Consider the following 21831-nt stretch of genomic DNA (forward strand, 5'->3'; position numbering starts at 1 on the left):
GCATGAGCGGCTCACGCCGCGCCGCAGAGCACGTCGCCGCGTCCGGTGCGCGCGTAGATGACGCGGTGCCCCTCGCGGCGGCCGGTCACGAGCCCCGCGCGGCGCAGGACCTGCAGGTGCGCGCTGACGCCGCCGGCGCTGACCTCCAGGCGGCGCGCCAGCTCGTCGGTCGCGGCGGGCCGCTCGAGCGCCAGGAGGATGCGGGCGCGGCCGCGCCCGAGCAGCGCGCCGAGCGCCTCGTCGTCGGTCTGCGCGGGCGCCCAGAGGTCCGCGACCCCGGGCGGCGGGTAGACGAGCGTCGGCTGCCACGGCGCGTCGACGAGCGGCCACACCGCCGGCCAGGAGAAGGCCGCCGGGACGAGCAGCAGGCCGCGGCCGCCGAGCGGCAGGTCGACCGCGCGGCGACGGCCGCTGAGCTCGACGGCCCCGTCGGTCCAGCGGACGGTGTCGTGCAGGCCCGCGAACGCTGCCTGCGGTCCGACGGCCGCCAGTCGCCGGGCGCGCCAGGCGATCTCCGTCTCGACCAGGGCGAGGACGCGCGGCCAGACGTCGGCGAGCGCGAGGTTCCAGAACACGCGCATCTGGTCGGCCAGGCCGGGGATCGCGGTCGACGGGCGGTCGATCAGCGGCCGGGCGTGGGCGGGCACGCCGTCGGGGTAGGCGCGCGCGATCTCGAGCGCGACCTGGGCCGGCGGGGTGCGGCAGACGCGGTCGAGCTCCTCGGCGAGGACGGCGTGCGGGGCGTTGGGCGGCGGGGAGACGAAGTCGGGGTGCCAGTCGCTCTCCAGCGGGACGGCGGCCTCGAGCAGCGACAGGTCGACGCCGGTCAGCCGCGGTGCGACGCGGGCCGCCCACGGGGCGTGGACGGCGTAGCGGCGCGGGTCGCGGACGGCGTCGTAGGCGCCCGCGAGCTCCATCAGCGGGGCGATCGCGAAGCGCGTGCGCAGCAGGTCGTCCTGGCCGAAGCGGTACCGGAACACGTTCGATTCAGTCTAGAGCGAATCACTCACGGGAACCGCGGGCGGTGTCGCACCCTGAGCGCATGCAGGTCATCACCCAGTCCCCGGGCGCGCTGCGCCTCTTCGCCCTCTCCCTCCTGGCCCGGCTGCCGCTCGCGATGATGAGCGTCGGGCTGCTCGTCCACGTCGAGGGGCTCACCGGCTCCCTCGCCCCCGCCGGCCTCGTCGCCGGCACCTTCGCCGCCAGCAACGGCATCGGCGCCCCGCTGCTCGGCCGCGTCATCGACCGCCGCGGCCAGACGCGCGTGCTGCTCGCCGGTGCCGCCGTCGCGGGCGGCGCGCTGCTGACGATCGCCGCGCTGCCCGCCTCCGCCCCGCTCGGCGCCCTGGTGGCGCTCGCCGCCGCGCTCGGCCTCGCGTTCCCGCCGGTCGGCGCCTGCCTGCGCGCGCTGCTGCCCACCGTGCTGCCCGACGAGGCGTCGGTCCGCGCCTCCTACGCCGCCGAGTCCGCGATCCTCGAGGTCACCTGGATCGCCGGCCCGCCGCTGGTCCTGCTGCTGGGCTCCGCCTGGTCCACCGGCGGGGCGATGGCGCTCGCCGGGCTCGTGCTGCTCGCGGGCACCACCCTGTTCGCGGCGCACCCCGCCTCGCGCGGCTGGCGCCCCACCGGGCAGCCGCGGCCCGCGGGCGGGGCCATGCGCAGCCCCGGCATGCAGACGCTCGCGCTCGTGCTCTTCGCCGCCGGCTGGCTGTTCGGCTCCGTCGAGGTGTCGGTCGTCGCCGCCGCCGACGAGCTCGGCCACCCCGGCGTCTCCGGGGTCCTGCTCGGCATCTGGGGTGCGGGCTCGCTGCTCGGCGGCCTCGTCGCCGCCCGGCTCGGCGGCGGCGCGCGCACGGCCGCCGGCCTCGCCGTCATCCTCGCGGTCCTCACCGTCGGGCACCTGGCGCTCGCCGGGGCGTCGGGCAACCTGCTCGCGCTCGGCCTCGTCCTGCCGCTGGGCGGCGCGCTGATCGCCCCGATGTTCGCAACCGTGTTCAGCATGGTCGACGCGGCCACCCCCGCCGGAACCGTCACCGAGGCGTTCGCCTGCCTGAACACCGCGGTCGCGGTCGGCGCCGCGCTCGGCGCCGTCTCCGCGGGCACGGTCGCCGACCAGGCCGGCGCCGGCACCGCGTTCGGCCTCGCGGCGGCCGCCGGGCTCGCTGCCGCGCTCGTCGCGACGGTGCGGGCCCGCACGCTGGCCTGAGCGCGCGGCGCGCTGGCCCGGCTCAGATCAAGCCGAGGTCCGCGGCGGCGTGCTGCGGGCTGAGGCGCCGGGCGCGCTCGCGGGTCGCGCCGCGCCAGTAGCCGCCGCAGGTCGGGCAGCGCCAGATGCGGGCGGTCCCGTCGGTCGTCGGGCCCGCGTCCGCGCTGCGCCACGAGACCTCGACCGTGCACGGGCAGTGGTCCAGTAGCTCCCCGACCAGGGTGGCGGCGACCGCCATCGCGGCGTCCGCAGCCGCCGCCGGGGCCTGCGCGCTGACGACGAGGCCGAACGGGAGGATGTGGTGGCGCTGGCGCCAGGTGGCGCCCTGCGGGTCCGCGTAGGCGAGCTCGAGCCAGTGCGCGCCGCCCGCGTCGCCGCGATCGGCGACCGCCTGCCCCGGGGCGACCATCTGCCCCTCGGCGGGCGGCGGGTCGAACGGGCCCTGCACGAACAGCGACGACCCGTCGGGCCCCCAGAGCTCGAACGGCACCCCGGGCAGCTCCGAGCTGGCCAGGGCGTGGTGGTTGGGCCAGCGCACCGCGAACGACCCGCCGGACGCGGCGCCCGGGATCTCGACGAGCCAGCCGTCGGGCGTCGGGCCGTCGGCGAGCAGCAGCTCCGCCACCGCCTCGAGCTCCGGCGACCCGGGCGCGCGCGGGTCGAGCGTCGCCGCGACGTCCCCGTGCTGGACGGCGACGCGATCGTCGCGGCCGTCCCCGATCCGGCGCAGCACGAACGGCGCTCGTGGGGTGAGGACGAGGCCGTGGCCTCGCAGGCGTGCGGTCGCGTGCACGCCTGCGAGGGTACCCCGCGGCCGTCAGCGGGCCAGCTGCGGGGCCGGCCCGGTCTGCGGGCCGACGCCGAGCAGGCCCGACGTCGCGGTCCACGTGCCGTCCGGGAAGTACGCCGCGGCGCGCGGCGTGCCGCCCGCGGACGGCGGCGTGACGGTCGGCGACAGGAACAGCGGCTGCACCGCCAGCGTGGCCGGCGAGCCGGCCCCGGGCTGCCGTGCGGTCCACGGCGCGAGCAGGGCGCTGGTGAACACGCCCGGGTCGCGCAGGGCGTCGATCACGCCGTCCGCCCCGATCCCGCCGCGGCGGACCGCGTCGCGCAGCGCCAGGCCGCTGACGTAGCCGCGCAGCCCGTCGAGCGAGGCGAGGTCGCCGCGGTACAGCAGCGGCACGGACTGGCGGTAGAGGATCCCGTCGGCGGTCGTCGGCGAGACCTCGCTGACGCCCTGCAGCGCCCCGATCCGGCCGAGCGACCCGGCGGAGCGGATGACGCGCTCGGACAGGACGCGCTCGGAGAGCAGGACCGGGGCGGGCACGATGCCCTCCCGGTCGCGGCCCAGCGCGGTGAGCGCGTCGACGTCGCGGCGCTCGGTCGACGGCACGTCGATCACCGTCGCGAGCACCTCGAGCTGGCTGATCGCGTCCTCGCGGTCGTCGAGCGACCGTCGCGCGAGGTCCCCGGGTCGCCGGACGTCGAGCCGCGCCTCGCTGCCGGCGAGACCGCGGCGCAGGCCGGCCAGGAGCCGCTGCGACGCCTGGTCGCTGCCGAGGATCACCGGGATGCGCCGGACGCCGACCGGGGCGGCGGGCAGCACGCGCTGCGTGACGATCTGCGCGAACGAGATGCCTTGCGCGTACGGGTCGGCGGCGGTGCGGAAGACGCCGGAGCCGGCGACCGGCCCGACGGTCGGGTCGCCGATCACGACCGGGACGCCGGCGCGCTGGAGCACGCGGACGGCCTGCTCGCCGCCGCTGCCGCAGCTGCCGACCGCGGCCAGGGGTCGCCGCCCGTCGGCGACGGCCCCGCGCGCGAGCGCGACGGCCCGGGCGGGATCGCTGCCGCTGTCGAGGACCTTCGACGCCACCTTGCGGCCGCCGTCGAGCCCGCCCTCTCCGTTGAGCCGGGCGATCGCCAGGCCGGCGCCGAGCACGTGCGCGCGGCAGCGCTCGGCGTCGGGACCGCTGAGGTCGGCGACGGCGACGACGTCCAGCGGCGTCGAGCCGGGCGCCTGCGGGACGCCGACCCCGAGCTGGACCGGGGAGGTCGACGCATCCCCGTCGACGGTCACGTACGCGAACCAGGTGCCGTCCTGCGGCAGCTCGACGGGCGCCGACCAGGCCGGCCCGTCACCGCGGCGCAGCGTGACGCGGATGTCCTCGCCGGGAGCCCCGGCGCGCGCCAGGCGGACGCTGATGCGCTGCGGGGTGCGCTCCTCGGGCGGGAGCATCGTCGTGAGCACGTTGCTCCCGCGCCGCGCGGGCGCGAGCGTCAGCTGCGCGCCGCCGTCGGCCAGCAGCGCCGTCCCGAACGCGGGACCGGCGAACAGCGTGCCACGCTCGGCGGGGAGCGGCTGACCGCGGCCCTGGGCGATGCCCGAGAGCGCCGCGGCGAGCCCGACGATCGCCACGACGCCGACGGCCTCGACGCGCACGAGCCGCGAGCCGCGCCCCGTGGGCGCGGCCCCGGCCTCGGCCCCGGCGCGGCGCGCCCGCCAGAAGACGACGGCACCGGCGACCGCGACGAGCGCGACGAGCGCGGACTTCACGAGCACGACGCGCCCGTAGTCCGACCAGCGCAGGAAGTACCAGGCGTCGACCTCGCGCACGGCGGCCAGGACGCCGGTGACGATCGCGACGCCGAGCGCCCCGGCGGCGACCGGGGCGAACGCCCGGGCGGCACTGACGGCGGGGACCGCGTTGCGGACGGTGAGCAGCACGATCGCCAGCACGCCCCCGAGCCACAGGCTCGCGGTCAGCACGTGCACGGTCTGGTCCAGCACGGTCCACGCCGACGGGTCCGACAGGACGTGCCCGGACAGGGCGTAGGTGAGCAGGATCGCGACGGCGCCGCCGGCGAGCAGCCGGCCGCGGAGCGGATCGCGGCGCTCGCCGAGCGCGAGCAGCGCCACGGTGACGAGCGCGAAGAGGACGAGCCGCAGCAGGTCGGCGCGCGCGGTCGGGGCGGCGGTCAGCAGCCCGAGGTCGACCTCGCCGCCCGTGCCGGAGGTGGCGGCGGCCAGGACGCCCTCGACGGCCGCGAAGCCGACGAGGATCCAGGTGAGCGGCGCGGCGGCGCGGACACGCGCCCGGGCCGCGTCGAGGGACGGGTCCTCGCGGCGGCGCAGGAGCGCCAGCAGCACGAAGGCGCCGAGCAGCAGCGCGGCGGCGGCGACGCCGAGCCAGCGGCCGAGGACGGCGACGACGCCGTCGCTGACGGCGTTCTCGCCGCCGCGGCCGCCGGCACCGGTGCCGCCGAGCTTCTCGGCTCCGGGCGGGGCGGCGCCGCCGGCTCCCGCCACGCCGAAGTCGAACGTGCCGCGGACGAGGTGGCCGTCGTTGCCCAGGACGCTCCAGCGGACCGTGTAGACGGCGCTGGGCAGCGTGCGACGGGGGGTGACGGAGAAGGTGCGGTTGCCGGCAGAGGCGACCACCGGCGAGGTGGGGACGCGGCGTCCGCGGGCGTCGAGCAGCTCGATGCGGGAGCCGCGCGCGACGCCGGACTCGCTGAGCGCGAGACGGACCGCGTCGGGAGCCTGGGGGCTCACGAGTCCGGCCTGGGGGGCGGACTGCAGCAGGAGGGGATGCGCCAGCGCCGTCGCCGGCCCGGTGCCCATGAGGGCACCGAGCGCGGCGAGCGTGCCGACGACGAGGCGTCGGACCATCAGGGTGCGACGAGGACTACGCCTTGCGCACGCACGGGTTGTACGTGCGGGTGCGGGTGATCGTCCGGGTCTTGCCGGTCTTCAGGTTGCGGACCTTGATCCGCAGGGTGACCTTGACCTTGTTCTTCGTGAACGAGCGCAGGTCGACAGTGGTCGTGTAGCGACCGGTCTTCGCGTTGCGCTTCGTCGCCTTGGCCTTCTTGCCCGAGACCGTCACGGTGCCGCCGAGGACGCGGTGGCCCTTGACCTTGTCGAGGCGGATCGTGAAGGTCCGGCGGCTGGCGCAGGACTTCGCGGCGGCCACCTGGCGAACGGCCGGCTTGGCGTCCGTCGGGCAGATGCCGGGCGGGCAGACCCAGATCTCCGAGTGCGGCTTGTAGAAGCCCGCGTCGGGGTTGCCGGGCCAGTTGCGGCGGTTGAAGTTGACGCCCAGGGCGCCGGTCTTCTCGTCCCGCCATGCGTCGTCGTAGGAGAGCTTGCCCTCCGGCGAGACGTCCACCGCGTAGAGGCGGTGGTCACCGTCGACGCCCGTCCGCGACACGAAGTAGTTCGAGAACGTGAGACGCCACGGGACGCCGTTCTGGTCGATCGAGTGGTTGTCGAAGGCCGCCCAGTGCGGGCCGCCGGACGTCACGTCGTTGACCTTCAGCGCGTCGACGAACTTCGGGCAGTCGGCGACGACCTCGCCCTTGGCGAGCTTGTTGAACACCTGGATGCCCGTGAGGTTCAGGCGCTTGATGCCCCGCGACAGGTCGCACTCGACGGTGCCGTCCTGCGCGGACTCGATCACCGGCGAGATGTCGATGTCGTAGATGAGCTTGGCCTGGCCCTGGTCGAAGTAGTTGTCCGACGCGGGGTTGCGGCCCTGGACGGCCCGGAACAGCAGCTTGTTGTTCGGGGTCACCTGGTGCCACGCACCGCCGGCGCAGCCGCCGGGCTCGTCGGAGAACTTCTGGTTGCCGCCGTCACCGCTGCGGATGATCGACAGACCGTCGTTCCAGACCTGCACGACCTGGTCGGAGAAGTCGCCCTTCGCCTTGGTGATGTCCGGGACGAAGAACACGCCGCCACCGCACATCGAGCCCGCGAAGAAGCCCTTGGAGTCGATGCCGCCGTACTTCTTCTTGGCGTCGGGGTAGGTCTTGGCGTTCTCCATGATCCCGTACTGCTCGTGCGCGCGGTTGGCGGGCTCGAGCGGGCCGTCCGGCACGTTGGCGACGCCCTTGAGCACCGGCGAGCCGGCCTTCGAGGTGTCCCACGAGCGGATCGTCGGGCGGAACGCGTACTTGTCGACCGTCTTGACCGGGTCGAGCACGATCTCGCGCGGCTCGGCGTAGTCGGAGGTCAGGCCCCAGCCGAGGTCGTTGCGGATCTGGATGCCGTGCGGGTTGGCGCAGGTGCCCAGCGGGCGGGCCTCGCGGACCGAGCAGGGCTCCGGGACGCCACCGGCATTGCCGGAGAGCACGCCGCCGATGTTGCCGGCGGAGACCGCGGACTCGACGACGACGCCCTTCTCCTTGTCGGGCTTGAACGTGACGAGCTGGCCCGGGGAGCCGCCGAAGTTCGCGAGCGGACCGCCCATGAGCGTCAGCAGGAAGCGGCCGTCGGGCCCCTTCTCGTACGCGTCGGCGATCGTGCCGCCCGGGTACTCCGTGGGCGCGATCTCGTTGAGCAGCTTCAGGTTCGGGATGTCGTCGGCGCCGAGGACGTGCGTGGTGCCGATGAACAGCGAGCCGGCGAGGATCGGGTCCCCGTCCTCCCACTCGTACTGCATGTGGTGCGCCTCGTTCTCCAGGCCCCAGGGCAGCGGGAGCTGGACGAAGTTGACGACCTTGCCGTAGTCGGGGTTCTCCGACCCGTCGAGGTTGATCTTGCGGGTGTCGATGACCTGGAAGCCGTCGAGGCCCGGCAGGAACTGCGGGTTGAGCAGGTCGGCGAGGCCCTGCGGGTTGACCGTCGCGTTGGTGACGAGCTTGCTGATGACGTCGGCGTGGACGTCGGCCACGTTCTGCTTGGACGACCAGACGACGTTGTAGGTCGGCTTGGCCAGCGGGCTGGGCTGCTTGCCCTTGCCCTGCTCGAACGCGGTCTGCGCGGCCTTCCACTCGGCCACCGCCTTGTCGCGGCGCTCGATGGCGCCGGGGATCGTGTTGTTCTTGACCTGGCCGATGTTCGTGGCGTTGCCGAGCGTGTTGGCGAGCCACTGGGGGTTGATCGGCAGATCGTTGTCGCCGGTCAGCTGCGAGGACGCAGTCGACGGGACGAGGACGCCGGCGGCGAGGACGGCGGCGGCGGCCGCGGCCCATCGTCTCCCGCGTCGTGCGGGGGTGTTCCCTGCCATGTGCGAACGTCTCCTGGGGGTTCCGAGATGTGGTGAAGCGGTCCCTCCCAGGACCGCGGGCGCAAACTCTACAAAACATGTCGAGTTTGTGTTGTTTTAGCCGGTCGGAACGTCCGGAAACGCGACGGGGCCGCCACGCACGACGGCGTGACGGCCCCGCGGAACCGCGGTACGACGGGGGGACTAGCGCCCGTTGACCGCGTCCTTCAGCGCCTTGGCGGCCGTGAACTTCGGCGCCTTGGAGGCCTTGATCTGGATCTTCTCGCCGGTGGCCGGGTTGACACCCGTGCGGGCACCACGCTCGGCGACGGTGAACTTCCCGAAGCCGGCGATGTTGACCTCGCCACCGCGGGCCAGCGTCTCGGACAGGATCGCGGTCAGGCCGTCGACCGCCGCCTTGGCGTCGCCGGCACCCAGGTCGGTCTTCTCCGCCAGGTGCTGCGCGAGCTCAGTCTTGTTCACGTTTCTTCCTCCTGCTGATGGGTTCCCTGCGCCAGATTGGTGCCCAGGGTGTGTGCGTGGAAATCCCGTCTGGCCGGGACCGGTGGAGCACCCTAGACCGTTCCGCGGACGGACCACGTCCCGGAAAGGCAGGCGCCATCGGCACTTTCGCGGGTTTGGGGCCGCTCGCAGGGGGAATCCCGAGGGTGTGCAACGACCCGTCGGCGACCACGATCTCGAGATGCGGCTCCGTGCCGTGCCCGAGAACGTGCCGGTCGTGCGCCACGCGCTCGGCGGCATGGCCGCCACCCGCGGCGCCGACAAGCGCACCCGCGGCGCGATCGCCCTGGCGGTCACGGAGGCGGTCGCGAACGTCGTCGTGCACGCCTACACGGACCGCACGGACAGCGTCGGCCTCATGGAGGTCCACGCGACCGCCGACGCCGACGAGATCGACGTCGTCATCCGCGACGAGGGCGGCGGGCTGCGCCCGGACTCCCCCGGGGCGGGCCTCGGCGCCGGCCTGCGGCTGATCGGCGCGATGGCCCAGCGGTTCGACATCACCCGCCGGGACGGCGCGACCGAGGTCCACATGGCGTTCAGCCTGCATCCGGCGCAGCTCGCGGCATGAGCGCGCAGCCCGCCGACACCCGGTTTGCCCCTGCCGCCCCTCGGGTAGGTCGGGGCGGTCCGATGTTCGACTTCGCCCTCCGCTCCGAGGTGCTCCCCGACGACGTCCACGTGCTCGCCGTGGCCGGGGAGATCGACCTCTTCACCGCTCCCGACCTCAAGCACGCGGCCGCCGAGGCGATCGAGGGCGGCGCCCGCCGCATCGTCATCGACCTCACCGACACGCGCTTCCTGGACTCCACCGGTCTCGGCGTGCTGATCGGCATCGCCAAGCGCGTCCGGCCCGCCGGTGGTGACGTCGCGATCGTCAACACGGAGCCCACGACCGCGAGCACGTTCGCGATCACCGGCCTCGACGGGGTCCTGTCGGTCGTCCCCACGCGCGACCTCGCGCTCGAGCAGCTGCGCGCCACGCAGGCCTGAGCGCCGTCACCGGCGCGGACCGCCGACCGTCCGGGTCCCCGCTATGCTCGCCCGGCGGGCACCGGACGCCCGCGCGCTCGACCGATGTCCCTGCCGCCGCACGAACCGCCCCCGTTCTCCCTCGAGCAGCGCCGCGCCCAGGATGGAAGTCGCGTCGTCACCGTCCGCGGCGAGATCGACCTCGCGACCGCCCCGGAGGTGCAGCAGGCCCTCGGCGCCCGCCAGGACGGGGAGATCGCCCTCGTGCTCGACCTGCTCGGCACGTCGTTCCTGGACTCCTCGGGGATCCGCGTGCTCGTCGAGGCGCACCGCCACGGGGCCGCGCAGGGCGTCCCGTTCCGCGTCGCCGGGTCGCGCCCGGTCCGCGAGCTGCTCGAGACCACGGGCGTCGCCGCGCACCTCGAGCTCGTCGACGCGCCGCCCGCCTAGGGCACGCGCGCCGGTCGTTCAGCGGTCGAGCTCGAACCAGACCCGCGTGCCGCCGTCGCGGTCGACGCCCCAGCGGGAGGCCAGGCGCGCGACGAGCGCGAGCCCGTAGCCGCCCTCGGTGGGCTCCTCGACCGGCGCGTCGAGGTCGCGGTCGGGCGGCAGGAAGCCGCTCCCCGGGTCGACGACGATCGCCCGGACCGCGCGCGTGTCGCAGCCGAGCGTCAGCTCCGTCGGCCCCCGCCCCCCGTGGCGGACCGCGTTGGACGCCAGCTCGCTGACGAGCAGCCGCACGTCCGCGAGCTCCGCGTCGGTCAGCCGCGGGCCGAGGTGCGCCTCGACCGCGCGCCGGGCCGCCGCGACCGAGCTCGGCGTCCCGTCGAGCACGAGCTGCAGATCGTCGGGCCCGAGCGGCCGCGGGCGCGGCGGCGTCGCGGCCGGCCCCGGCCCGACGACCACGGCGACGACCGCGGTGTCGTCGCGCTGCGTGCCGACCGTGTGGCCGTCGATCGCCGCCCGGACGCGGTCGAGCACCGCGTCGGCGGACGCCGGACGCAGCCCTTCCAGGGCGGCGTGCAGGCGCTCCTCCCCCAGGCGCCCGTCGGCCCCGACCGCGTCGGTCACCCCGTCGGTGCGCAGCACGAGCGCGTCGCCCTCCCGCAGTTCGACCTCCTCCACCCGCCAGCGCGGATCCGGGAACGCGCCGGGCAGCGACCCGGGGTGCCCGACCGGCCGGACCGCCCCGTCGCGCAGGAGCAGCACGGGCGGGTGCCCCGCCAGGAGCACCTCGGCGCGTCGGCGGGCGTCGCAGAGCCGCAGGTGCACGAGCGCGACCGAGCACAGCGACAGCTCCTCCCGGCGCCCGAGGAGCGCATCGAGCCGCGCGACCGCCTCCAGCGCCGAGCCCGTCTGGGTGGCCGCCGCCTCCAGGGCGCCGCGCGCCAGCGCCGTCACGGACGCGGCCGCCGCGCCCTTGCCGGTGACGTCGCCGATGACCAGCAGCCAGCCGTCCTGCAGCGGGTAGGCGTCGTAGAAGTCGCCACCGACCTGCGTCGCGGCCCCGACCGCCCGGTAGTAGGCGCCGACCTGCGCGCCGGGGATGTCCGGCACCTCGGGCGGGCGCAGGCTGTGCTGGAGCGCCTGGGCGACGTGCCGCTGCTCGGCCTCCGCGGCGGTCAGCTGGCCGACGAGGCGGGCGTTCTCGATCACGAGCGCGGCGCGGGCGGCGAGCGCCCGGCCGAACCGCTGGTCGGCGCGGCCGAAGCGCGCGCGGCGGCCGCCGCGCACGAGCTCGAGCGTGCCGACGTGCCTCCCGGCGGCCGACAGCGGCAGCACGAGCGTCGGCCCCGGGTCGTCGGGGCTCCGGCCGCGCTCCACCACCGTGCGGGTCGTGCCGGTCGTCGCGGTCTCCACGAGCGTGACGCGCGCGAGGTCGGCGTAGGACGGGGCGAGCGCCTCGAGCAGCACGCCCGCCGCCGACTGGGGGCCGTCCCCCGGCCGGGCGTCGCCGACCGCCGCCAGCAGCGCGAGCCGCGCGACGTCCCCCTCGAGGCGCATCCGCGCCTGCGACGCGAAGCCGGCGAGCACGCAGACCGCGGTCACGGTCGCCGCCCGGACGACGTTGGAGGCCTCCAGGAACGTGCCGTCGACCGCGCCCCCGAGGAGGATCAGCACGACCGCGATCGCCCCCAGCGCGAACGTCGCGCGCGGGCCGCCGAGCAGGGCCATCACGAGCACCGGGACGCTCGTGACGCCCGTCAGCACCACCGGCGCGTCGATCACCACGTCCGCCGCGAAGACGAGCAGCTGGGCGAGGACGAGCAGGGTGAAGCGCAGGGCGGGGCCGCGGAGCACGGCGCCCATCATCGCGCGTGGTCCGGCGCGGCGCACGCGGGAGGGGGCGGGGCGCCGGCGCACCCGCCGGTCCGGGCGCACACCGTTCCGAGGGCCGCCGGCGCCCCGCCCCCTCGGGCGTATCGGCCGGTCGCTCCGTGGTTTCCCGCTCGCCAGGGCGACCAAACCCGCGTCGCCGGACGCAGTTTCCGGCGGGTGGACGCCCGCGGTTGCACCCGGCGCCCCGGCACGGTTGACTCCCCCCATGACCGAGCATCCGATGAGCGGGGTGTCCGACGCCCTGGAGGCCCGCCGCCGCGAGGAGCGGCGCGCGGTCGAGGAGGCCGGCGGCGGCGAGGCCGAGGGCTTCGAGCTCGCCGAGGCGCTGCTCGTGGAGCACGCCAGCCACGGCGACCAGCACACGACCTCGCAGATCGGCCGGCACGCCGGCCGCAGCGACGAGGCCGCCGCGGCCCTGGACCCCGACGTCTACGGCGAGGCCGACCGCGAGCGCCACGCGTGACCCAGGACATCGCCGGACTCCCGGTCCTCGACGACGGACGCTTCGGCGAGCTCGAGGCGGACTTCGGCCCGGAGGGCGCCCGCGAGATCGTCGACGGCTTCGTGCAGGAGACCGACCGGCAGCTCGGTGCGATCGTGGCCGCCGTCACGGCCGGCACGATCGACGAGACGCTCGTGCGCGAGGCGCACGGCGTGAAGGGCGGGGCGATGCTCGTCGGAGCGACCCGTCTGCAGCAGGCCGCCTACGACCTCGAGCGCACGGCCCGGGCCGGCGTCGATCCCGCGCACGCCGCCGCCGTCCTGCGCGACGCGTGGGCCGCGACCCGCGCCCGCCTGGCGTAGGCTGCGCCCGTGATCACCGGCTCCCGCACGATCGAGATCGCCGCCGACGCGACGGCCGTCTACGAGCACCTCGCCGACGCCGCCGGCTTCCCGGACTGGCAGAGCACCGTCCGCGCCGTGGAGGTCCGCGAGACCGGCCCGGACGGGCGCCCGCTCGCGACCCGTCAGACCATCGACGCGAAGGTCCGCACGGTGTCGGTGAACCTCCGCTACCGCTACGACGCGCCCCGCTCGCTGAGCTGGACCTCCGAGAAGGGCAGCGACGTGAAGAAGCTCGAGGGGGAGCTTCACCGTCGAGCCGACCGAGAGCGGCTGCCGCGTGCGCTACGACCTCGCGGTCGACCCGGGCCGCACGCTCGGGCTGCTCGCCCGCGGACCGGTCGTCGACCAGGTCCGCAACCGCGTGCTCGACGGCACGCTGGACGCGCTCGCGCGCGTCTTCGCCCCCTGACGCGCGGCCGGGTCGCCGGCCCCGCGCGCGCTACTTCGACAGCGGCTCGACCCGCGGGAACTGCGACGTCCGCCCGTCGACCGTCCACGGCTCGGACTGCAGGCACGGCGCGGCCTGCGCACCGGCCGACTGGGCGTTCGCCGGGTTGGACGTGTGCTTGCAGCTGAACGAGGCCAGCGGCCCGTCGATGATCTTCCCGAGCCCACCGGGCACGTGGTACGGGTTGTAGCGGTTGGTCGGCGAGCGCTTCTCGGCCCCGAGCAGCCCCTCGCTCCAGATCGGGGAGAGCACGCGCAGCGCCCGGTTGGGGCGGCCGCCCGGACCGGGGACCGTGTAGTTCGTCGCGGCCGCGACGGTCGCGGCGCCCGCCACGAGGTCCTCGCGGTAGGCGTCGACGAAGCGGATCACCGGCACGAGGTCACGCCCCGCGCGGTCGAGCACCCCGACGAGCGGGCGCGCCGCGTCCACCACCCGGGTCAGGGCGGGCAGGCCGCGCCGGGCGGCGGTCACCACCGGGTCGATGCCGCGCGCGAGGCGCTGCAGGCTCGGCCCGAGGCGGATCGCCTCCTGCAGCGACGGGCGCAGCTGCCGGGCGACCGGGCGCAGGGTCCGCAGCGTCGGCGCCGCCTCCCGCGCCGTGTCCTCCACCGCCCCGGAGAAGCTGCGCACGTCGCGCAGGAACCCCGGGAGCTCGCGGATCGTCGCCGTCAGCTGCGCGTTGCGGTCGGCGGTCGCGTCGAGGACCTCGTCGCCGGCGACGACGAGCTCGCGCAGGTCGCCCTCGCGGTCGGCGATCGTCTGCAGCGTCGTCGCCGAGTCGCGGATCAGGGCGCGCAGCGCGGGACGCTGGGCGTCGAGCACGTCGAGGGTGCGGCGCAGGTCGCGCGCCGCCGGGGCGGCGTTGCCGAGGACCGCGCTGATGTCGTCGGCACGGCCGTCCAGCGCGGTGTCGACGTCCCCCAGGAAGTCCTTGAGCGCCTGCCGGGTCGGGGCGTCGAAGCTCGCCAGGACGTCGTCCAGGCCCTCCGCGGCCTGCACGTTGCCGGCCGGGAGCGTGCCGCCGTCGGGGACCGGCGTGCGGCCCTTCGTGCCCGGGGTCAGCTCGATGAACGTCTCCCCCAGCAGCGTCTTCGCCCGGACGATCGCGCGCGCGTCGGCGGGCAGCGGCGCGTAGCGGCGCTCGAGGTCGATCGTCGCCCGGATCCGGGTCCCGACCGGCTCGGTCCGCACGACGCGGCCGACGGGGACGCCCGCGATCCGCACCGACGCGTTGGACGTCAGCTGCGCGGCGTCGCGGCCGAACAGGACCTGCACCTCGTAGCCCTTGGGCTCCAGCGGCACGGTGCCGCCGAAGCTCTTCCAGACGAACAGCGTGAAGCCGAACACCGAGAGCGCGAAGACGACGGCGACGGCGATCTGCGAGAGGGCTGGCGGTCGGGTTCCCATGGGCTACTTCGGGCAGAAGGGGGCGAGGTCGCCGAGCTGGGACAGCAGCGGCCCGATGCCGTCGAACGCGTAGAGGGTGGCGCAGTCGAACAGCAGCATCCCGCGCCAGGCGGCGCCGTTGGCGTCCTCGTTGCTGATGAACGACATGCCGTTGTGGGCGAACCAGGCGATCCAGAACAGGTAGCCCTCGTCCTTGCCCTCCGGGTTGTGGGCGAGCGTGTTGACGATGTAGTTCAGGCCGCGGAACGCGGTGGTCAGGGACGGCGTGACGGCGCTGAGCGAGCGGGTCGCGGGCGCCAGGTCCCGGGCCAGGGGCTGCGACTCGCGCACGAGCGGGCGCAGCCGGTCGCGCAGGATCGGGACCGCCTCGCGGACGAGCGGCTCGGCGGCCTTCAGCGCCCCCGGGGCGCGCGCCGCCACGGGCCCGAGGGCGCGGGCGGCCGGCTCGAGCTCGGCGCTGAAGTCCCGTGCGGAGTCCAGCGCGCGCCGCGTGGTGCGCAGGGTCGCGGGGAGCTTGCGCACCGAGGCGCGCAGCGCCCGCTCCTCGGCGGCGAGCGCCGTGACCGTCGCGTTGCCGGACTCGACGAGCTTCGCGAGCTCGACGTCGCGCTCGCCGACGCGGCGGGTGAGGATCGCGAGGTTGCCGACCAGGCGGCGCAGCTGGCGGCGCCGCTCGGCGAGCGCGCCGCTGACGGTCCGCAGGTCCTCGGCCGTCGGCCCGAGCGACGCGAACAGCCGGCGCAGGTCCTCCCCGCGGCCCGCGAGCCCCTCGTCTGAGCCGGCGACGAGCACGTTGAAGAAGCGGCGGGTGTCGAGGTCCAGCGCGTTGGTGAGCTCGTCGCTGTCGATCGGCGGGGACGTCCGCGCGATCGGCACGAGACCGCCGTCGGGGAGCTCCTTCGCGGGCGGTCGGCCCGGGAACAGCTCCATCTGCAGGTCCTTCAGCGGCGAGTTCGGGACCATCGTGGCGAACGCGTTGTCCCAGACCCGCGGGAGCTTGTCGCGCTCGATCTCCAGCGCGACGATCGCGCGCCCGTTGCGCAACTCGACGCCCTTGATCATGCCGACGCGCACCCCGGCGACGTTCGCGGGCTGGCCGAGTCCGGGGGCCAGCCCGGGGACGGTCGCCATCTCGACCTTGACCGTGTACGTGTCGCGGAACGGCAGGCTGAGCCGCTGGTTCACGAGGATGTAGCCGGCGCACACCGCGGCGATCGCCATCAGCACGCCGATCGCGATCAGCCAGCGGCCGTAGCGCTCCAGCTGGCGCCTCATCGTCCCGCCTCCCGGCGCGTCTGCGCGGCCCGGCGCAGCCGCTGCTCGGTGCGCCGCAGCTGGGTCGGCGTCGCACGGCGCGTGGCGCGACGGGCGGCCGCGGCCCGGCGCAGCTCGGCCGCGGTGGCGGACCGCGCGGTCATCGCCGTCGGCGCGGAGGCGGGGGCGCGCAGGTCGGGCGCGGGCTGGTCGCGGCAGGGCAGGTCCGGGCGGAACGGCGGGAACTTCCCGGGCCCGTTCCAGCGCGGCCGCACACCCTGGATCGGCTCCGGCCCGACACCCAGCAGCGGCCCGAGGCCGGGGATGTCCCCGCTGCCGATGACCTGGTCGCCGATGCCCGCGAGGTAGCGGACCTGGTGGCCGTTGCCGTCGAAGGTCGACGCCGCGCTGTTGAGGCCGACCATCGCGTGCACGAGGTCCTGCCACAGCGGCCGGCCCGAGCTGAGGGCGCCGTCGTCGAGCTTCGTCTCGAGCACGGGCGTGACGCGCTCGCGGACGCAGTCGCTGACCGGCGTCACCAGCGGGAACAGGGTCTGCAGCCGGTCGGTCAGCCGCGGCAGCTCGGTGAGGGCGGGCCGCAGGGTGGCGATCAGGCCCGGCAGCTCGGCCGGCCGGGTCGCGCGCTCGAGCTGGTCCAGCAGCCGCACGGTGCCGCGCAGGACGGGCGGCGCGACGCGCAGGCCGGGCCGCAGGTCCTGGGCGAGGCGCCCGGTGGGCGGCAGCGCCCGGTCGATCGCGCGCAGCGCGGGCGGCGCCGTGGTCAGGACGGTGTCGAGCTCGCGGATCCCCTCGCCGAGCGCGCGGCTCTCCGCGGCGAGCGCCCCCGACGTGCGGGCGAAGCCGGTGACGAGGCCGCCGAGCGCGTCCTCGTTGGCGGCCAGCGCGCCGGTGATCCGCGACAGCGAGCGGATCGTCGTCGACAGGTCGTGGGTGCGCTCGCCGCGCGCCGCCTTCGACACGATCGCGATGTCGCGCAGGGCGGGCACGGCGGGGCGGAACGAGCGGCCGAGGTCGCGGGCGCCCCCGTCGGCCAGCGCGGTCCCCGCCTCGTCCAGGACGTCGGCGAGCGCGTCGCGCGAGGGCCGGTCGAACGCGCCGCTGAGGATCTGGTCGAACTGCACCGGCAGCTTCGTCGCGCTCAGCGGGATCGTGCCGCCGTCGCGCATCTCCGGGGCGCTCGGACTGCCGGGACTGAGCTCGACGTAGAAGCCGCCCTCCAGGAACAGGCGCGGGCGGATCCGCAGCTCGGCGTCGGTGTGCACCGGGCGGCCGCGGTCCTTGAACTCCATCGTGATGATCGCGGTCGTCCCCGGCCCGTGATCGAGGTCGACGACCTTCGCGACGTCCACGCCCGCGATGCGGACCGGGGAGCCCTTGCGCAGCTCGTTGGAGCTGTGCAGGACGGCCTTGACGCGGTACCCCTCGACGAACGGGACGCGCTTGGTGAAGGCCCCGTACACGCCCGCGAGGAACAGCACGACCGCGATCGCCCCGAGAACGGGCGTCGGGATCCGGTGGTCCGGTCCGTAGCGCCTCACTTCTCGACCTCCAGCAGGCCGGCCGCGCGCGCCCGGTCGGTCGCCTCCTGCGGGGCGGCGGTCAGCTCGGTGCGGGCGGGCTGCCGGCCCTCGGGGTTGCCGATGTGGCGGCCGGGCCGGTAGGGCTCGTTGCCGGACTCGCACTCGGTCGCGTCGTTGATCGGCCGCGGGTTCGCGTTGAGCGTCGCGGCGGGACCGGCGCTCTGCAGCTGCTGGTCGAGCCCGAGCATGAACAGGGCGTTGAGGCCGGAGCCGTCGGCGTTGCCGTTGGCGACGACCTCGCCGAGGTTGCGCAGGACGATCGCGAGCGTGTTGCAGGTCTGCTGGGCGGGCAGCAGCGTCTGCAGCGTGCCGTCGAGCGTCGAGACGGTCGTGGTGAGCTTGCGGACCGCGGAGGGCGTCGACGGGTCGCGCGAGAGCCGGTCCAGCGCGACGAGCGTCGTGCGCAGCCGTCCGGCGAGGTCGGGGACGCCCCGCAGCACGGGGGTGGTGGTGCGCAGCGCCGCCGTCAGGCTGCGGGCGGCGGGGCGCAGCAGCTTCGTGCCGGGACGCAGCGCGGTGCTGATCGCGGCGGCGTCGTCCAGGACGGGACGCGAGACGCGCAGCGCCCGGGTCGCGGCGATCTCGGTGCGGGGCAGCTCGACGATCGCCTGCTCGAGCTGCGGGCCGGCGGCCTCGAGCGCGTCGAGCGTCGTCGCACCGTTCAGCAGCAGCGACACGAACCGCGGCGCGACCGGCTCCAGCGCGCGCGACAGGCCGGACACACCGCGCACGAGGCCCTCGAGGTCGGTGTCGCGCGCGGCGAGCACGCCGAGCACGCGCTGGGCGGGCGGCAGCAGCTCGCCGGTCTCCGCGATCGCCTCGTTCATCGCGGTGCCGCGGCCCGCGAGCGCGTCCCCGAGCACGGTGATCGTGCCGCGGATGCCGCGCGAGGTCTCGTCGTCGAAGACGTTGAACGCCTCGTCGAGCTCGACGATCGGCTGCGCCTGCTGCAACGGGATCTCGCCGCCCGCGGGGATGCCGCGCGCCGAGCGGCCGGGGATGACGTCGAGGTACTTCGCGCCGAGGATCGACCGCGGCCGCACGCGGACCTCGGAGTCGACCGGCAGGCCCTCCTGGTCCTTCTGCAGCTCGAGGTCGAGCTTCGCGCGCGCGGGCAGCCGGCCGTCGGCGGGCAGCGCCTCGATCTTCTTGATGATCCCGATGCGCGCGCCGCCGATCCGGACCTCGCTGCCCCCCGCGGTGAGCTCGGCGGCGTCCGGCACGATCGCGGAGATCTGGTAGGCGGGGACGTACGGCAGGCCCTTGTTGGCGTTGTAGGACAGCAGCACGCCGATGACCGTGACGATGAGGATCATCGACCCGACGAGGATCGGGTTGCCGAACAGGTCGCCCGGGCTGAACGTCGTGTTGGAGGGCTTGCGGGTCATCCCAGCAGGTAGTCCAGGAGGCTCTCGGTGGTCTGCTGGTCGGTCCCGCCGCCGGACCCGGACCCCTTGCCGCCGCCGAGGATGCCCGGGAGCAGCTCGGGCAGCTTCTCGAGACCGGGCACCTGGATCGGCGGCAGGCCGGGCAGCTCGATCGCGGGCGTCGTGGGCTTCGGGGTCGCGGTCGGCTGCGGGGGCGCGGGCGCGGCGGCGGGGGCCTCCCCGGTCTGCGGGCGCGCGGCGGGCCGGCGGGCGCCGTCGCGCGTCGGCGCGGTCTTCGCGGCACGCTGCGGCGTGGTGGTCGTGTACGTCGCGCGGCACGTCTCGGTCGGCGTGGTGGCGAAGAACGCGCAGCTGTTGAAGAACGCGTGCGCGGGCGCGATGTGGCCGTAGGAGTCGTAGCGCCCGGTGAAGCCGACGGCGTTGTACGCGTACTTCGCGAGGAACTCGGTGGCGCCGCGCTCGCGCAGGTTCGTCACGAGGCTCGCGAGCTGCGTCCCGGTCGGTCCGGCGGCGGCCGCGAATGTCCGCAGCAGCCGCACGACGGGCCGGGCGCTGCGGACGGCCGTGCGACCGGTCACCGCGGTCTGCCCGAGCGCGCGCAGCGCGGGCCGCCCGGCCGCGGCCGCGGGGGCGATCTGGTCGAGCAGCCGCACGAGCTCGGGCGCCGTCGTGCGCGCCTCGCGCAGCAGCGGCGTCGTCTCGCGCGCGAAGGTCTCGAAGCGGCGGACGGTCGGCTCGGTCTCGTCCAGCAGCGCGGGCAGGCGGCGGATGCCCTCCTGCAGCTCGCTGCGACGGTTCGCGGTCCGCTGCGTCACCGCCGCGGCGCGGTCGACGAAGTCGCCGACGCGCTCCGGCCGCCGGGCGAGGTCGGCGACCACGCGGTCGGTCGCCGAGACCGCGTCCTGCAGGTCGCGACGGTCGCGGTCGAGCCGGTCGAGCACCTGGCGCAGCAGCCCGAGCGTCGGGTTCGCGCGGCGCAGCACGTCGTTGACGTCGGTGCCGCGGCCGGCGAGCCCGAGCCCGAGCGAGCTGACGACGATCGAGAACCGCTGCCGGACCGGGAGGTCGAAGATGTTGAAGAGGTCGGTGAACGCCACCGGCACCTTCGTGCGCGTGACCGGGACCGTCGGGACCCCGTCCTCCTCGCCGAGCTCGCGGCCGTCCGGGGAGCCGGGGTCGCACTGCACGAACCGCTCGCTGATCAGGCCCTCGGGCTGGATGTCGCAGGCGGCGTCGCTGCGGAACGGCGCGAAGCGGCCGTCGACCGACATCTCGATCCGCGCGCGGTAGTCGTCGGTGAGCGTGACGTCGTCGACCGTCCCGACGCGCGCGCCGGCGATCTTCACGACCTGTCCCGGGATGATCCCCTTGGCGGTGTCGAAGATCGCGTTGACGCGGTACTGCGCCCCGTCGGCCGCTCCCGAGCGGGCGGGACCGAGCGCGAGCGCGACGCCGACGGCGGCGAGCGCCGCGAGCAGCCCGAGGGCGAGCAGGCGCCGCGGGCCCGTGCCGGCCGCGATCGTGCGGGCGAGCGCGCTCACGGCCGGGTGCTCCGGGGGTCGCAGATCGACTCGTCGGGCACGTACGGGCTCGAGCCGTCCGGGGCGGCGTCGGCGGCCGCGCCCGGGCAGCGGGCGGTGACGCCGGAGCGCACGCCGGGCGCCCCCATCCCGGGACCGGGGCTCAGCAGGCCCGTGAGCGTCGGCCCGCCGGTCGCGAAGCCGATGCGGGCGAAGTGCCCGTTGGCGTCGTAGCTCGTGGCGGCCTGCCCGCCGAGGCCGTTGAAGAGGCCGAGCACGAGGTCGGGGGTGTACGGGCGCAGGCCGGTGAAGATCGGGGCGGCGCCGCGGACCGCGGTGGTCGTCGAGTCGACCGCGGGGACGGCGACGGACGCGAGCGCGGGCGCGGCGCGCAGCACGGTGCGCAGCGACGGCAGCAGCGCGGTGAGGTCGTCGAGGACCGGGCGGGCCTGGCGCGCGGTGCCGGGCAGCTCGCGCAGGACGTCGGCGAGCGGGGCGGCGGCGGGGCGCAGGTCGCGCAGCGCGGGCCGGACCTGGCGCAGCGTGCGGTCGGTCGTGGCGAAGGTGCGGCGCGCCTGGCGCAGCACGGCGGGCGCGCGGGTCAGCGCGTCCTGCAGCGCGCCGCGCTCGTCGGCGATCGACCGCAGCGCCCGCGCCGTGGTCGTGATGCCGGCGCCGACGTCGTCGCGGCGGTTGGCGAGGACCTTCGTGACGGCGGCGCCCGTGGTGACGAGCCGCCCGACCGCCGCCGTGTCGAACGCGAGCTCCTCGGCGAGCGCGCGGCCCTGGCCGACGGCGGGGTTCAGGTACTGCGTGGCGCGGTTGGCGTCTCCGGCGGCGGTGCCCTCGAAGATCTCGCTGCCGTCCTTGATGATGTTCTGGAGCTTGCCGCGGGTCTTCGCGTCGAGCGCGTTGAGGAGCGTGTCGAGGTCGACGACCGGCCGCGTCTCGTCCTGGGAGAGGACGCCGCCGTCCGGGATCGCCTCGCCGCTCGACGGGCCCGGGGCGAGCTCGAGGTAGCGGTTGGCGACGCCGGAGAGGCCCACGAGGCGGATCTGCGCGACGGTGCCGCGGTGCAGCGGCTTGACCCCGTCGTCGGTGAGCGTCAGCGTCAGCTCGGCCTGGTTGTCGTCGGTCAGGTCGATGTCGGTGACCTTGCCGACGGGCCGCCCGGCGACCTGCACGAGGTTGCCCTTGACGAGCTGGCCGGCGTCGACGAACCGGGCCTTGACGACGTAGTCGCCGCTGCCGCCGAGCAGGACGACCGCGGCGACGGCGAGGGCGATGACGAGCGCCGCGACCGCGGCGATGCGCTGGGTGGGCAGGCCCCGCAC

Annotated in this window: 19 protein-coding genes and 1 pseudogene; 8 read left to right on the top strand and 12 right to left on the bottom strand. The window is 75.7% G+C overall.

The annotated features are described in order from the left end of the window. Nucleotides 1-11 precede the first annotated feature (11 nt). Complete coding sequence (locus GKE82_RS30645; protein ID WP_154733014.1) at nucleotides 12-980, bottom strand: helix-turn-helix domain-containing protein; 969 nt, start codon at nucleotides 978-980, stop codon at nucleotides 12-14. A gap of 62 nt (nucleotides 981-1042) precedes the next feature. Between GKE82_RS30645 and GKE82_RS08730 the strand changes: the two genes are divergently transcribed. Continuing rightward, the gene (locus tag GKE82_RS08730; RefSeq protein WP_154733015.1) at nucleotides 1043-2206 is read left to right on the top strand and encodes an MFS transporter; all 1164 of its coding nucleotides are present in this window, start codon (nucleotides 1043-1045) and stop codon (nucleotides 2204-2206) included. A gap of 22 nt (nucleotides 2207-2228) precedes the next feature. Here GKE82_RS08730 and GKE82_RS08735 read toward each other — a convergent pair whose 3' ends face one another. The 4 genes from GKE82_RS08735 to GKE82_RS28145 all read right to left on the bottom strand — a co-directional run bounded on the left by GKE82_RS08735 (nucleotide 2229) and on the right by GKE82_RS28145 (nucleotide 8682). Continuing rightward, a complete protein-coding gene (locus tag GKE82_RS08735) occupies nucleotides 2229-2999 on the bottom strand; it encodes a hypothetical protein (protein ID WP_154733016.1) in 771 nt (256 codons plus the stop codon). 24 nt (nucleotides 3000-3023) lie between these two features. Further along, on the bottom strand, nucleotides 3024-5879 hold the full coding sequence (locus GKE82_RS08740; protein ID WP_154733017.1) for a copper resistance protein CopC: 2856 nt from the start codon (nucleotides 5877-5879) through the stop codon (nucleotides 3024-3026). Nucleotides 5880-5895: 16 nt separating this feature from the next. Beyond that, nucleotides 5896-8220, bottom strand: a complete 2325-nt coding sequence (locus GKE82_RS08745) for a hypothetical protein (protein ID WP_154733018.1) — start codon at nucleotides 8218-8220, stop codon at nucleotides 5896-5898. Between the two features lie 183 nt (nucleotides 8221-8403). Next, nucleotides 8404-8682, bottom strand: a complete 279-nt coding sequence (locus tag GKE82_RS28145) for an HU family DNA-binding protein (protein ID WP_233243953.1) — start codon at nucleotides 8680-8682, stop codon at nucleotides 8404-8406. A gap of 220 nt (nucleotides 8683-8902) precedes the next feature. Here GKE82_RS28145 and GKE82_RS08755 point away from each other — a divergent pair, with 220 nt between their 5' ends. The 3 genes from GKE82_RS08755 (at nucleotide 8903) to GKE82_RS08765 (ending at nucleotide 10143) form a co-directional block, all read left to right on the top strand. After that, complete coding sequence (locus GKE82_RS08755) at nucleotides 8903-9292, top strand: ATP-binding protein (RefSeq protein ID WP_154733019.1); 390 nt, start codon at nucleotides 8903-8905, stop codon at nucleotides 9290-9292. 62 nt (nucleotides 9293-9354) lie between these two features. After that, a complete protein-coding gene (locus GKE82_RS08760; RefSeq protein ID WP_107571202.1) occupies nucleotides 9355-9714 on the top strand; it encodes an STAS domain-containing protein in 360 nt (119 codons plus the stop codon). Between the two features lie 84 nt (nucleotides 9715-9798). Further along, entirely contained in the window at nucleotides 9799-10143 is a 345-nt protein-coding gene (locus GKE82_RS08765) for an STAS domain-containing protein (protein ID WP_154733020.1), read from the top strand. 18 nt (nucleotides 10144-10161) lie between these two features. Here GKE82_RS08765 and GKE82_RS08770 read toward each other — a convergent pair whose 3' ends face one another. Next, the gene (locus tag GKE82_RS08770; RefSeq protein ID WP_154733021.1) at nucleotides 10162-11994 is read right to left on the bottom strand and encodes an ATP-binding SpoIIE family protein phosphatase; all 1833 of its coding nucleotides are present in this window, start codon (nucleotides 11992-11994) and stop codon (nucleotides 10162-10164) included. Nucleotides 11995-12238: 244 nt separating this feature from the next. Between GKE82_RS08770 and GKE82_RS26910 the strand changes: the two genes are divergently transcribed. The 4 genes and pseudogenes from GKE82_RS26910 (at nucleotide 12239) to GKE82_RS29840 (ending at nucleotide 13288) form a co-directional block, all read left to right on the top strand. Then, a complete protein-coding gene (locus GKE82_RS26910) occupies nucleotides 12239-12496 on the top strand; it encodes a hypothetical protein (protein WP_107571199.1) in 258 nt (85 codons plus the stop codon). Further along, a complete protein-coding gene (locus tag GKE82_RS28150) occupies nucleotides 12493-12837 on the top strand; it encodes an Hpt domain-containing protein (RefSeq protein WP_107571198.1) in 345 nt (114 codons plus the stop codon). Before GKE82_RS26910 ends, GKE82_RS28150 begins: the two co-directional genes overlap by 4 nt. A gap of 9 nt (nucleotides 12838-12846) precedes the next feature. After that, a pseudogene (locus tag GKE82_RS31305) lies at nucleotides 12847-13104 on the top strand (SRPBCC family protein); the annotation flags it as partial. Nucleotides 13105-13156: 52 nt separating this feature from the next. After that, complete coding sequence (locus tag GKE82_RS29840; RefSeq protein ID WP_255450678.1) at nucleotides 13157-13288, top strand: hypothetical protein; 132 nt, start codon at nucleotides 13157-13159, stop codon at nucleotides 13286-13288. 30 nt (nucleotides 13289-13318) lie between these two features. Here the strand turns inward: GKE82_RS29840 and GKE82_RS28155 are convergent, their stop codons facing one another. Genes GKE82_RS28155 through GKE82_RS08815 form a run of 6 tightly spaced genes read right to left on the bottom strand, consistent with a single transcriptional unit; the run spans nucleotide 13319 to nucleotide 21831 of the window. Further along, entirely contained in the window at nucleotides 13319-14734 is a 1416-nt protein-coding gene (locus tag GKE82_RS28155; protein WP_154733023.1) for an MlaD family protein, read from the bottom strand. Between the two features lie 3 nt (nucleotides 14735-14737). Continuing rightward, entirely contained in the window at nucleotides 14738-16009 is a 1272-nt protein-coding gene (locus tag GKE82_RS08790) for an MlaD family protein (RefSeq protein ID WP_154733024.1), read from the bottom strand. Next, complete coding sequence (locus GKE82_RS26920) at nucleotides 16006-17547, bottom strand: MlaD family protein (RefSeq protein ID WP_196189125.1); 1542 nt, start codon at nucleotides 17545-17547, stop codon at nucleotides 16006-16008. Before GKE82_RS26920 ends, GKE82_RS08790 begins: the two co-directional genes overlap by 4 nt. Next, complete coding sequence (locus GKE82_RS08800) at nucleotides 17544-18977, bottom strand: MlaD family protein (RefSeq protein WP_154733025.1); 1434 nt, start codon at nucleotides 18975-18977, stop codon at nucleotides 17544-17546. Before GKE82_RS08800 ends, GKE82_RS26920 begins: the two co-directional genes overlap by 4 nt. Beyond that, entirely contained in the window at nucleotides 18974-20518 is a 1545-nt protein-coding gene (locus GKE82_RS30370) for an MlaD family protein (RefSeq protein WP_196189126.1), read from the bottom strand. The genes GKE82_RS08800 and GKE82_RS30370 overlap by 4 nt, the downstream gene beginning before the upstream one ends. Then, a complete protein-coding gene (locus GKE82_RS08815; protein WP_154733027.1) occupies nucleotides 20515-21831 on the bottom strand; it encodes an MlaD family protein in 1317 nt (438 codons plus the stop codon). Before GKE82_RS08815 ends, GKE82_RS30370 begins: the two co-directional genes overlap by 4 nt.

Source organism: Conexibacter sp. W3-3-2, assembly GCF_009707605.1.
GTDB lineage: Bacteria > Actinomycetota > Thermoleophilia > Solirubrobacterales > Solirubrobacteraceae > Paraconexibacter > Paraconexibacter algicola.